This window comes from Croceicoccus sediminis, assembly GCF_007570835.1.
In the GTDB taxonomy this organism is placed as follows: Bacteria; Pseudomonadota; Alphaproteobacteria; order Sphingomonadales; family Sphingomonadaceae; genus Croceicoccus; species Croceicoccus sediminis.
The window spans coordinates 1,070,536-1,083,633 of the sequence record NZ_SUNC01000001.1; the positions used below are offsets into that span (position 1 = coordinate 1,070,536).

Genomic DNA, 13,098 nt, shown 5'->3' on the forward strand with positions numbered 1-13,098 from the left:
GACTGGGCGTGGGGGAGAAATGGCGGTAACAGTTTCGGACATCGCAACTTTGCCTTGTGCCGGATCAGAAACGGAACAGGACGCTGCCGCCATAGACCCGAGGTTCGGAATAGATGTACTGGACGTAGCCCAGGTCGTTGAACTGGAACGCCTTGCTGATCGCCCTCTTGTTGCCGATGTTCCGGACGAAGCCCTGGATCTGCCAATTCTCGTTCACTGAGTAGGTCACGTCGGCATTATGCTTGAAATAGCCCGGCAAACGCACCGAAGGATCGTTGAAGTTGTTGGTATAACGGCTTGACCGGTAGTTGCCGTCCCAGTGGAAAATAATATCGGATTCGGCGGAAACCGGAACGGTGTAGGTGATAGCGCCGTTCGCGGTCCACTTAGGGGCGTTCGACATTTCACGGTCCGCGACATAAGTGCCGCCTCCCGGGACACCGTTGGCCACATCCTTGATTTCGGTTTCCAACCACGATCCGCCGAAGCTGATCTGAAGCGCGTCGACCGGCAGGAAAATGATTTCGACTTCCGCGCCGTAGCTTGTCGCATCCTGATTGGTCAGCAGACCGCCGATGCCTTCCCATGTGAAGGTCTGATAATCGCTGTAATCGTAATAGAAGACCGAGGTGTTGAGGCGCAGCCGGTTGTCCAGCAGGTCGGCCTTTTCGCCGATCTCATAGGCGATAACGGACTCGTCCTCATAAGGAATCTGGTCTGGATTGACCCCACCGGGGTAGAACCCGTTATTGAAGCCGCCGGCCTTGGTACCACGCGACACGCTGGCGAACAGCAGCAGGTCCGGTGTCGCCTGATAATCGAGCTCAACCTTGCCCGAATACATCGTCTGCGAATACTTGCCGCTATAGGGATTGGCGATACCGGGGCCATCTGGTGCGGCAAAGCAGTTGGTCGGTATCGGGAAACCCGGACAGGACCGCAGCGAGGCGTTGTCCGCATCAGCGAAATTCTTGTGATCATATGTGATCCGCCCACCGGCAATCAGCTTCAGGCTGTCGGTTAGAGGGAATTCTCCCTGTGCGAAGGCGGAGATCGACTTGGTCTTGAGCGACCAGTTGGCGGCAAGATTGATCGGGAAAAAGGCGCCGTTGTAAAGACCAGTAACCGGATCGACCGCCGTATCGCCCGAAACCGGCACGTTGAACGTTGCGGCAGGATTGTTCTTGGCCTTGGCGAGCATGCCGTAGATGCCTGCGGTCCAGGTGATCGGACCGGCGTCGGAGAACAGACGGAATTCCTGGGTCGCCGTGTCGGATTCGTAGGGAAACTCCGCCGAACAGATCTCGTTCGGGCTGGCGTCGCAGTCTTCCTGCAGTTTGCGGGTGAAACGCAGGTAGCCGGTCAGCGAGGTAAAGGTGACATCGCCAAAATCGCGTTCGGCCTTGAGCAGGCCAGTATAGCCTTTCGACTGAAGCCGCTGCGGATCGCTTGTAAAAGCGACGTTGCGTGCACCTGCCCCGAAATCAGCCTCGTTGTAACCGGCGTCGTCGACACCGTTCGGATCCGCAAAACCGAGACCCGTGTTGGGATCGCGCAGACTTGGTGTCTGTTCGTAATAGGTGTGGACCTTGTCCGTCTTGCCATACTCACCCTTCAGCAGGACGTTCCAGTCGCCATCGTCATAGGCCAGCTGCAAGCGAACTGCGTCAGTTCCCGCCTGACCGCCATTGTCGAAGTCCGGGTTGATGTTTCGGATGTATCCGTCCGAATGATGCGAAAGGAACGACAGGCGGGCTGAGAGGGTATCGGACAGCGGCGCGCTGACGGCTCCTTCAAGTTTCAGTTCGTTGAAGCGCGCATACGTCGCCTTCAGGAAGCCCGAGGTATAGTCCGTCGGCTTCTGCGTGACATAGTGAACCAGCCCGCCGGTCGAATTGCGACCAAACAGGGTTCCCTGGGGGCCGCGAAGGATTTCGGCACGGGCAAGATCGAACAACGCGAAATCGACCGCCGGGACGTTCACCACATAGAATTCGTCGACATAGACGGTGACGGGCGCCTCGTGCCCTTCGCCGAAATCGTTGAGGCCGATACCGCGAATGACGACGTTGGCACTGGAGCCTGGGCCATAGGGGGAATAGTTGTCGACGCTCGGCGTGCTGGTGATCAGCTCAATCGAATTCGAAACGCCGCGCTCAAGGATCTCATCGCCCGAAATGGCGGTAACCGAGATGCCGACGTCCTGCAGGTTCTGTTCGCGCTTCTGGGCGGTGACGACGATCTCGCTCAGGCCGCCCTGGCTTTCCTGCGTGCCTTGGGCAGCACCGCTGTCCTGCGCCATGGCGGGGAATGCGGCCAGCGTGCCGGAAACGGCCAGCGCGAGCCAGGATACGCGACAATCGATCATCTCAATAACCCTCCGATGATGAAGCGATCCGGCAAACCTTCTTTTGGTCCGCAGTTTTGTCGGATCGTGCTTCGTCCCTGAATACCCGGGTGATATTCAGTGCATCGAAGATCTGGCGCTATACCGTATCAGCAGCGATCAGCCCGATTTGGCAGTCGAGTGACGGTCTGACCTGAAGATGTCATACGGATGGCATACGGCCTAAGGACCGTCGGCTTTACGAAGTCCGGATCGATTGGCGCCGAAGAGTTTCCGACGGCGCTTCGCCATAGAACTTGCGATAACCCTGCGTGAACTTCCCTGGATGGGCAAAACCGTTCGCAAGGGCGGCTGTCGTTACCGTCAACTCGCCTGGCATGCCGCGTTCAAGCATTTCCCGTGCCCGTGCCAACCGATACTGCTTGAGCCAGCCCATCGGGGTTTCTTCCCGAAAGCGGCGGAATCCTGCGGTAAGCGAACGGCTACTCACCCCTGCGGCTTGGACGATATCGTCCAGCGTCAAACGCTCCTTGTAAAAAGCGCGCATGAACTCCTCGGCCTTCTTAACATAATAAGGCGCTGCCGCGCTCGTCTCGCCGAACTCATAGTCGAAGCTGTAGCTGTGCGGCACCGCGCCCAGCAGCAAGCGGCCCAGCATGGACTCCGACGTCCGCATCGCGCGGTGATGCGTGTAGGCGGGGGTAGCACCATCCATCTCGCCGATGATCGCCCGGACGAACTGGACAAAACTAGCAGCCACGCCAGATATGAATACCGGGTCCGGCGCAAAGATCAGAGCGCGCTTGGTCTGTCCCAGGTCTTCGCGCAAAAGGTCCTCGATCTGCTTGCGGTCGAGTTTGATGGTAAAATGCTTGCAGCCCGCCTCGGTGATCTGCTCGGTCGGCTCATGGGGACTGATGACGGCCATCTTCCCTGGGTCGAGTGTAAATTCCCTGCCCTGATGCCGAAAATGCGCCCTTCCCTCGATCACGAACTGAACAAGGTAGGAATGTTCGGCCGGGGGAATGGAAACAGCCACTCGCCCAAAAGGCAAACCGTAGTCAGTCGCGTTGAGCGTGCAGGAGCCGACATCGACCTGATTGTGACGGAAACTGATCGGCGGGTTGCCCTCTGTCACCAGTCTGTGCGGACAGAAGGCGGATGTCATGTGACGATGCACATCGCCCAGTTCGCCGCTGTTGAAACGGTTCCAGCGCATCATGGGCAGCTCGCCCGAAGGCCAGATCGAGCTTATTCCATGTTCGTGCTCCGCCATCGCTCCGTCCTGTCGAAAAAGCGTTAAATTCTTCGTCTGACGGCCCATGCTGCGCATTTCGCAGAGGCCTACGCAATCGGAATCGTCGCACCGAGCCGGGGCCGCTGTCAATCGACTATCGCTGTGTCGCTCGGCAGACAGGCGGTCTCACAGTCGGAGACGCTTCCCTCATTCTCGGGGCGAGCAGCCGATAGTCTGCACTACAACTCCGGAAATTGAGTAACTGTCCTTAACTGAGATGAAAGAAAGCGGTCCGTTTGCGGAATGTCCGGTTTTAGCAGCCAAGTCGAGTAAAGCTACCATCCGCCAGGCGGTAAGCCATTAGGCAGCTATGCGCCCCATTTCAGACTTGCAAGCGCCAAAAACCGTCGCCTGAAAGCTGACATCCCGATTAAATGCAGATCAAGATCTGCGAACACTCGGCGAAAATCGTAACTTACGCAAAGGGCTCATCCTTCTCGCCTCTCATAGCTAACATCGCAGGCAGGAAAAGCAGGACCAACGGAACCGCGGCCAGCAAGCCGAAGATGATCGAAGTTGCCAATGGTTGTTGCAAACCCGCGCCGCGGCTTAACCCGACGGCCAGCGGTAGGAGGGTGAGGATCGCGATCAGCGCCGACATCAGGATGGGGCGCAGGCGCTTTGCCCCTGCCTCGCGCAGTTCGGCAAGGCCGATCTTCCGATCGTCAGGCAGTTCGGCCAGGTAAAAAATAATAAGTTCGCTCACCATGCCGACAACCATCGTCAGGCCCATGAGCGCAGAGATATTGAGTTCGATGCCTGTGATCCACAGACCCAGCAGACTGGATGACGCAACCAAGAGGATCGTGGTGACGGCGGCAAGGCCCCAGTAGAACCGGCCATAAAGGATTGTGACAAGCAGCAGAATCAACAGGATCGCGGCGGAGAATACCATGGCGAGGTCTGAAAAGCTCTGCCGCTGCTGGCTGTAGAGGCCGCCATATTCCACGCGTATATCCGCTGGCAGGTTGAGCGCCTGCACCTTGCTTTGCACCTCACTCATGGCCGCGCCCAGGCTACGCCCTTCGAGCCGCGCGGTCACACCGATGAACGGCGCGAGCTGCTCCCGGGTCAGTTGTTTTGCACCGCCGACGACTTCGACCGTCGCAACCTGTGCCAGCCTGACAGAATGCCCATCCGGCGCGCGCAGAACCATGTCGTTGACCAGCGCGATATGCTGACGCAGGTCTTCGGGGCCACGAACGCGGACCCCGACAAGCTGTTCACCGTCGCGGATTTGGGTGGCGATCGTTCCATCGATCAGCGCGGAAAGCTGGTCCGATATCGACTGCGGATCGAGGCCAGCCTGCACCGCTGCGCCGCGGTCCACTCGCACCGTGATATCACTGCCTGCAACGCGCAGGCCATCGACCACTTCCACTACGCCCTGAATGCCGGAAAGTGTGCTGCCGACCTGTTTTGCCGCCGCTTCCAACTGGATTTCGTCGTTGGAGAACAGTTTCACTTCGATGGGTTGAGGCACGGCGGTCAGATCGCCGATCAGGTCTTCCATCAGCTGCGCCGTTTCGACTTCCAGCGCGGGAACCTGCTGCGCCACCTTGTCGCGGATTTCACTCATCACTGCATCGATGTTGCGGCGGCTGCCACCATTCAGGCGCACGAAGTAGTCTCCTTCCGATGCCTCGGTCAGGCCGCCACCCAGTTGGATACCGGTGCGCCGCGAATAGCTCGCCACTTCGGGCGTTGACGAGATGATCGTTTCGACCTGACGAAGCATCTGGTCGGTATCGTCCAGCGCGGTGCCGGGCGGAGCACGATAGTCGAGAATGAAGCCGCCCTCGTCCATCGCAGGCATGAAGCCAGAGGGGACGTGTGACCACGACAGATAGCCAAGCACGCCCAAAACGCCGCCCACCAGCAGCACCGTGAGACCGGGGCGCGCCAGAGCACGCCCTCCCGTCCGGTCATAGGCGCGAATAAGCGGGTTCATCACCTTCTCGCCCTTTTCCACCTGCTCTGCGTCCTTCTCCGTCAGCCAGCGCGCGGCGAGCAGCGGAATGGCGAAGCGGGCGTAAAGCAGCGACACCACGAGGCAGGCGACCATCGTGATGGCCAGTGACTTGAAAAATCCGCCGGTGACGCCGCTGATGAAGGCAAGCGGGATGAAAACGACGATAGTTGCAAATGTCGATCCGAGCAGGGGGCGGCCCATTTCTGCCGCCGCACCCAGCAGATGCTGTTCATCGGTCGAGCTCTTCTCCTGCATCCGGCGCATCATGTGTTCCAGCACGACCACCGCATCGTCGATCACCAGGCCGACAGCCGCCGCCATGCCGCCCAGCGTCATCATGTTGAAGCCAAGGCCCAGCAATTCCAGCGCAACACATGCGGCCGCGAGCACCGCCGGTAGCAACAGGCCGGTCAGGACCATGAGTCTCCACGATCGCAGGAAAACGAACAGCACCAGACCCGCCAGCAGCGCGCCGATCAGAATCGCATCTCGGACCGCGTTGGCCGCACCCGAAACCAGCTCGGACTGGTCGTAAAATGGTGTGACTTTTACCGAAGGGGGCAAGCCGGACTGGTCGAGCCTCTGCTGCACGTCCTTCACGATTTTTACCGTGTCGCCTTGCAGAGCCTGTCGCACATTCAGCAGCACCGCGCTTTGCCCGCCGCTGTTGACCAGCGTATAGCTCGGCTCGATCGAACTGGAGATGCTAGCGATGTCGCCGAGACGCACGACGCCCGGCCCAGCCTGACCGGCCAGGGTTACGGGCGTGTCCTCTAGATCGGCAATGGAGGTCAGCCGGTCATCGACCAGCACAAGGAACAACTGATGTTGGTCGGTCAGGCGACCTACACCATTGACCGCGTTCTGTGCGGCGAGCGACTTGCTGACATCGTCCAGGGTCAGGCCCAGCGCCCCAAGTCGAGCCGGGTCGAGGTTGACCGCGAATTCTCGCGGGGAGGAACCGAGAATATCGACTCCCGCAACCCCATCGACCGAGATCAGTGAAGGCAGCAATTTTAGCTCGGCTAACTGGCGCAGATCAGCAGGCGACAGACTGTCTGATGTCAGGGCGATACCATAGACCGGGAAAATCGTGGGATCGGATCGACGTACGTCGAAGCGTGCGCCTTGCGGCAGGTCAGGCAGAATGGAGGCGAGCGCCGCTTCCGTTTCCAGCGTAGCGGCGACCATGTCCTGTCCCCAGGCGAAATCGACTGACACTTCGGCAGAACCGCGACTGGTGGTGGAGCGTACGCTTTTTGCTCCGGGGACCGCGCGCAACGCAATTTCAACCGGGCGCGTGATCGAGGCAGCCATTGTGGCCGCATCGCGCTCACCCGCATCGACAGATACGACCACCCGCGGATAATCGATAAAGGGAAACAGGCTAACCGGCAGACGCCATCCCGACATGACACCGGCGATGGTGAGCAGGGCGACGGCCAGCAGGATCGCCGAAGCATGTCTGCTGATAGGGGAACGCGCTGTCTTCGCCATCCGGTCAATTACCCGATGCGGTTGCGGACGGAGCTGGTGCTGGCGATGGCCTGGCCGTTGAAACCTTCACACCGTCGCTGACCGCAGCAGCGCCCTTAACGACAACGACATCGCCCACTGCAATCCCGCTGGCGATACCGACATTGTCGCCATCACGTGCGGCAACTGTCACATCGACACGTTTAGCCATGCCATTTGTAACGGTGAAAACATAGGATTGACCGGCATCATCGAGCAGCGCCGCATAGGGGATGAGGATCGCATTGGGATTGTTTGAAACCACGATTTCGCCCCGCAAGGGCTCACCCGGCGCGATTTCGGTCTGCGCCGGTATGGTAGCGAAGACAGAGGCCAATCGTGTGGTCGGATCGACGACAGGATCGACGGCACTGACGCGCACAAAAAAATCGGCGCTGCCTTCGGAACCCAGGATGCGGACCGTGTCACCCACGCGCACCTGACGAGCCAGCAGTGGATCAATTCCAAACCGTCCCCGCACATCGGTATCGGCAGTGAGGCGTGCAACAGCAGTACCTGCGCTGACCAGATCACCGGTCGAATAATCAAGCTGGGTCACCGAACCGCCTACGGGCGCGCGCAGCGTCGTGCTTTGTCCGCGCAGGCTGCGGACCGTGGCATTGGCAGAGGTCGCGCTGGCTTGAGCCAGTTCTACATCCGCATCGCTCATCAAGCCGTCAGCACGCAGCCGTTTGGCGCGGGCCAAAGCCTCGTTTGCCTGATTGGCACTGGCGGTTGCCTGCGCGATGCTGGCCAAGGTTTGCGGACTGGGGCGCAGGCCGACAACCGGTGCGCCTCGTCCCACATAAGAACCGAACGGAGCGTAGATGCGATCAACAATGGCATCGACCGGCGCGACCAGGGCGCGCTGTCCGGCCGCGTCGGCAGACACGGTGCCGTATACGGTCACAGTTTGCGCAAGATTGCCGAGTTGCGCCTTTGCCGTTTGAACCGAGACTACCGGATCGGCTTGTTGTGCAGGCTGCGATTGAGAACATCCCGCTACAGCCAGCAACATGGCCGCCAGCATTGTTCGGGTCGGAAAAGTTCTGGCGGTCATGGGCGATTCCAGTTCTGCCAGGGAACCCCGCTGGCGAGTTCCAGGGCAATATATTGTTCGGCAAGCCCCTGCTGCACGCTGGCCAGTAGCAATTGCTTGTCTCTCAGCGATTGACGGGCTGTCATGGCAGTGGCGAGCGGCAGGTCGCCGCGACCTGCCGCTCTGGCTGTAGCGTCCGAGAACTGCTGAAGCGGAGCGATTTCAGCGGAGAGCCGCGCTTCCTCTCTTTGCAAGTCAGCAATCAGAGCGAGCGATTGCGCCAGATCGGCGCGCACGGCGAACAGACGCGCGTCATACTCGGCACGCAATGCCTCCCGCGTGGCGCGCTCGATGGCGATTTGCCCGCGATTGCGGTTCCACAATGGCAAAGTGAAATCGAGCAGTGCGCCGATTATGCCATTGTCACTGGAATCCCGCGTGACGCTGAAACCGAGATTGAGTGACGGAAACTGGTTGATGATGGCCTGCCGCACATTGGCCTCTTGCGATGCATAGCCAGCCTTCAGCGCTGCCAGATCAAGCCGCTCGACAATTGCCGCATCGGTCAGGGACGAAAGGGAAGGCGCACGAGGAGCGGTCTCCGGCAAGGCCAGCGTCAGGTCGAAATCGGGCGGTACACCCAATTGCCTCCGCAAGTCCTGCTGCGCGGCTGTCAGATCGATCTGCGCTGTGTAGGCTCTTTCTGCTGCATCCAGTCCGGCAAGGCGTGCAGCCTGCAACTGGTCTGGCGGAATGTCTCCCCGCCCGGCAGCACGCAGAATTCTTTGCAGCAGGTCTTCCGCATCTGCACGATTGGCTTGCGCCAATTCCGCAATTTGTTGCAGATAGGAAACGCGCACGCCGAGCAGCCGCACCTGCTCCACCACCTGCCATTCCGCCCATGCCAGATCGAGCCGGACCTGATTGAGCCCTTCCTGCGCCGCCGCCACCCGCGCGCCGCGGCTGCGCAGGCTGTTGATGTCCTGCGCGATCTGTGCGGCAATCGCGCCGGGACGCGCAGTAGGCGGGCCGGAGATTACCCGGTCTGCCGAAAGACCGACCGAGGGGTCCGGGATCAGCCGGGCATCCAGCAATTGCGCTTGGGCCACTCCCGTCTGCTTGCGCAAGGCAGTCAGATCGGGGTTATAAAGCAGTGCGATGAGGCCCAGCGCGTCGCGATCCAGCGGTTGAGAAACATCGACCGGCTTGCCTGCCAGAAACGGACGCTCGATCAGAGCGGCATCCTGCACCAGCCCTTCCGGCGCTTTGGCGAGAATAGCCGCCGACGTGTCGAGTGGCCGCGATTGATAAGAAGTACAAGCTGACAGCGAACCAAGAGCGATCGCGGATAAAAGCGCGCTGCATCGCTTTCGTATTGCATGGCGCCGCTGCAAATTTTTCCTCCATCAGCCTGTTCGAGGCTTTAAAGGCTTACATCGTTTCGGGTCCAGCCCTCTCCTCAATGTTACCGAATTGTATGTTTCACACAGACGTCACCAAACTACTCTTACCAAATTGTATGGGGAACGAAGTCTCCCGGAAAACTTGCAGCTGCCAGAAAGAGCTCACGGTCCATTCACGGATCGAGTGAAGGAGCTTAAAGTGAAGAGTATGACAACCAAGAACAAACTGATCGCTGCCGTTCTGAGTGTCGCGGCACTCGGAGGTCTGGGCGCAGCCGGCATCGCCAATGCCGAAAGCCTTGGCATGAAGGGTGGGGGCAACGATCAATCAGAAGCGCAGGAAGACGCCGCAGAAGCACGGATGCTCTCAAGCGCGACGATCACGGCCAGCGATGCCGCACGGATCGCAGCGGAGCACACCGGCCTGAAGGTCGCCGAAGTCGAGCTTGACGATGAAGCGGCCACGCCAGCCTGGGAAGTCAGCGTCGGTTCGGGCGCGGATGAGCGGGAAGTGAAGATCGACGGCAAAACTGGCAAGGTGCTCTCCGTCCAGGCGGACGATGAGGACGATGAAGATGGCGAACAGGACGACGACTGATCGCATGGGCAAGTGGCGGGTTGCGGCCCGCCGCTTCCTATCTGCGAAAGACGGACGGATATGAAGATTCTTGTAGCCGAAGATGACAATGAAACTGCCCAGTTCGTAGCCAATGGCCTGCTCGAACTGGGCCATGTCGTCGATGTGACCGGCGAAGGAAAAGAAGCTTTCCTGATGGCGGGCAGCGAGCCTTACGATGTGCTGGTGCTCGACCGGATGCTGCCGGGAATGGACGGCCTGGCCATTATCCGTGGCCTACGGTCGATGAAGAACACGACGCCTGCGCTGTTCCTGACCGCGCTGGATGGCGTGTCCGACCGGGTGGATGGACTGGAGGCAGGCGGCGATGACTACCTCGTCAAACCCTTCGCCTTTTCAGAGCTTGCGGCACGAGTAATGGCACTAGGCCGGAGACCGCGTCAAACCGCCAATATACAAACAGAGTTGGTGGCGGGTGGTATTAAAATGGACCTGCTCGCCCGCACGGTCACCCGAGATGGCAAGCCGGTCACCCTGCAGCCGCAGGAGTTCCGCCTGCTGGAGTTCCTGCTCAGTAACGCAGGGCAGATCGTCACTCGCACCATGCTGCTGGAAGGTGTGTGGGGTTTTCATTTCGATCCGGCGACAAGCATTGTCGAAACCCACATCAGCCGCCTGCGATCAAAGCTGGACGAGGAGTCCGAACAATCGGCTATTCGCACAGTGCGCGGCGCGGGATACATCATCGATGGATGACGTCGGTTTCTGGCGCTCTGGAGCGTTTCGCACCGCAATGCTGTCCGGCGCGCTGTTCGTGGGGCTGACGGTGGTCTTGCTGGCGCTGGTCTATAAAGTCGCCACATCGACAATCGAACATCAGATTTCGGCCTCGGTTGAATCACGTGCGCGCACGCTGGAGCAGGCCCTCGAAGAGGATGACGATGAGGAAGAGCTATCGCACATTGTTCCCGCGCAGGAAGAGCTGTTTCGCTATGTCGAAAATGCCCAAGGCAAGGCACTGATCGGTGACTTGGTGCCACGACAGCACTTGATGGGAGCCCGTGTCCTTTCGCCGGATCAGGTCCATCGCAGCTTCATTGATGGAGAGCGGCTCGACGATTCCGGCATCATCGGTTTCGGCATGAGAGGTCGCAATGGTGGCTATGTCTTCGTCGGGCAGGAAGATGAACACGTCAGCGAATTGCGCGAGGCACTGCTTCTGGCTGGCCTAGCTGCAACCGGCTTTGCCATCCTTCTTTCGTTTCTGCTCGGCTGGAGGATCGCCCTGCGCAATTTCCGCCGGATTGACCGGCTGAATAGTGTGGCTGCTAAAGTGATGGGCGGCGATATGGCTCAGCGTATGCCGGTCAGCACGGCACGAGACGAGATCGACCTGCTGTCCGCGCAACTGAACCGGATGCTGGACCGGCTCGAAAGCGTTATGGGAGCAATCCGTCAGGTCACCAACGATATCGCGCATGACATGCGCACGCCACTGGGGCGTCTGCAACGCAAGCTGGAGCAGGCTCAGGACGAAAGTGATCCCGTCGCTGCTAACGCCCTCGTGGACAGTGCCCTCGATGAATCGCGGACCATGCTCGACATGTTCGGTTCAATGCTGCGGATCGCTCAGATCGAAGGCGGTGGATTGCAAAAGCATTTCACCACCTTCAATCTTTCATCAATGTTGGCAGATCTAGTTGAAACCTACCGACCGGCAATGACAGACGGTGGGCGCGAGCTTGTATCGGATTTGCAACCAGGCATAGAAATATTCGGCGATCGTGCGCTGGTACAGCAGATGTTCTCTAATCTGGTCGACAATGCGGCGGTCCACACCCCCCGCGGAACTATTATTCGCGTAATTCTGGAAGGACGAGGCACTGATTGGATAGCCAGGTTTACCGACAATGGCCCTGGCATCGATCCGGCGCATCGACCCTATATTTTCGACCGTTTTTATCGTGCCGATGCATCCCGAACCACCCGTGGCAGCGGCCTCGGGCTCGCACTGGTCAAAGCCGTAGCTGAAGCCCATGAGTGGGACATTACGATTGGCAGCGAAGCTGGTTTGGCATTGGAGATACGTCCAGTGACATAGGCAAGTAAGCTGTATGTCGAGTGCGGATCTACTGATAGGCGGCTTTTCTCGAATTCCTGCCGAAAGCTGCCAGTCCGCAATCGGCCCAAACGACGACACGCTGAGCGTTACCTCTTCGGCCGTTTTGGCCCAGGAGAAACGCAATGGGATACTCACGTTTTGATGCAGCAACGCGGCATCGTTCGGCTTGGAACGCTGGCAAGAATGTCGGAACGAAGCGTTCGCTGACGCAGAAGCAGATCTGGGCGATCCGCTTTCACCTCGATCGCGAAGGACGATTGAGGGACAAGGCCCTTTTCGATCTCGCAATCGACAGCAAACTGCGCGGCTGCGATCTGGTGAAAATCAAGATCGGCGACGTGGTCGCGGGTCCCGAGATTCGTAACCGGGCAACCGTCATTCAACAAAAAACCAGCCGTCCAGTCCAGTTCGAGCTGACCGCTGATGTACGAGCGACTTTGCTAGCCTGGCTGGAACGCCGAGGAGGGTCAATTGGAGATTACCTGTTCCCAAGCCGTATCAACCACGCTGACCATATGAGCACTCGACAGTATGCTCGCCTAGTCGATGAATGGGTAACTGCGATCGGACTGCGAAAGGCAGAATACGGTACGCATTCTTTGCGCCGGACGAAAGCGGCGATGATTTACCGCGCGACGGGTAACATCCGAGCAATCCAGATCCTGCTTGGCCACACGAAGATCGAAAACACTGTGCGTTATCTGGGCGTCGACGTCGAAGACGCTCTGCTCTTAGCGGAGCGAACTGAAATCTAGCCCAAGAAGCGGTCGCTCGGTAGCTCTGATCGGCCGCTTCCAGGTTGTCTCCCGCATGCGCTGATCGGCCG

General features: G+C 59.3%; 9 protein-coding genes. 4 read left to right on the top strand and 5 right to left on the bottom strand.

All coding sequences use genetic code 11. From position 1 onward, the window contains the following. Window positions 1-64 precede the first annotated feature (64 nt). The 5 genes from FAX90_RS04990 to FAX90_RS05010 all read right to left on the bottom strand — a co-directional run bounded on the left by FAX90_RS04990 (window position 65) and on the right by FAX90_RS05010 (window position 9,564). Window positions 65-2,368 carry a TonB-dependent receptor gene (locus tag FAX90_RS04990; RefSeq protein WP_240704727.1) on the bottom strand — a complete coding sequence of 768 codons (2,304 nt, stop codon included), beginning with the start codon at window positions 2,366-2,368 and terminating at the stop codon, window positions 65-67. A gap of 217 nt (window positions 2,369-2,585) precedes the next feature. After that, on the bottom strand, window positions 2,586-3,623 hold the full coding sequence (locus FAX90_RS04995) for an AraC family transcriptional regulator (RefSeq protein ID WP_144096068.1): 1,038 nt from the start codon (window positions 3,621-3,623) through the stop codon (window positions 2,586-2,588). A 436-nt stretch (window positions 3,624-4,059) separates the two neighbouring features. After that, window positions 4,060-7,113, bottom strand: coding sequence for an efflux RND transporter permease subunit (locus FAX90_RS05000; protein ID WP_144096070.1), 3,054 nt, complete (start codon window positions 7,111-7,113; stop codon window positions 4,060-4,062). 4 nt (window positions 7,114-7,117) lie between these two features. Next, complete coding sequence (locus tag FAX90_RS05005; RefSeq protein ID WP_170234871.1) at window positions 7,118-8,161, bottom strand: efflux RND transporter periplasmic adaptor subunit; 1,044 nt, start codon at window positions 8,159-8,161, stop codon at window positions 7,118-7,120. A gap of 26 nt (window positions 8,162-8,187) precedes the next feature. Then, complete coding sequence (locus tag FAX90_RS05010; RefSeq protein ID WP_240704728.1) at window positions 8,188-9,564, bottom strand: TolC family protein; 1,377 nt, start codon at window positions 9,562-9,564, stop codon at window positions 8,188-8,190. A gap of 217 nt (window positions 9,565-9,781) precedes the next feature. On the opposite strand from FAX90_RS05010, the gene FAX90_RS05015 reads away from it, so the two are divergent. The 4 genes from FAX90_RS05015 to FAX90_RS05030 all read left to right on the top strand — a co-directional run bounded on the left by FAX90_RS05015 (window position 9,782) and on the right by FAX90_RS05030 (window position 13,027). Further along, on the top strand, window positions 9,782-10,171 hold the full coding sequence (locus FAX90_RS05015) for a PepSY domain-containing protein (RefSeq protein ID WP_240704792.1): 390 nt from the start codon (window positions 9,782-9,784) through the stop codon (window positions 10,169-10,171). A gap of 60 nt (window positions 10,172-10,231) precedes the next feature. Next, complete coding sequence (locus FAX90_RS05020) at window positions 10,232-10,906, top strand: response regulator transcription factor (RefSeq protein ID WP_144096076.1); 675 nt, start codon at window positions 10,232-10,234, stop codon at window positions 10,904-10,906. Continuing rightward, on the top strand, window positions 10,899-12,251 hold the full coding sequence (locus FAX90_RS05025; RefSeq protein WP_144096078.1) for a sensor histidine kinase: 1,353 nt from the start codon (window positions 10,899-10,901) through the stop codon (window positions 12,249-12,251). The genes FAX90_RS05020 and FAX90_RS05025 overlap by 8 nt, the downstream gene beginning before the upstream one ends. A 143-nt stretch (window positions 12,252-12,394) precedes the next feature. Then, window positions 12,395-13,027 (top strand): tyrosine-type recombinase/integrase, encoded by a 633-nt coding sequence (locus FAX90_RS05030; protein ID WP_144096080.1) that lies wholly within the window; start codon window positions 12,395-12,397, stop codon window positions 13,025-13,027. The last annotated feature ends 71 nt before the right edge of the window (window positions 13,028-13,098 follow it).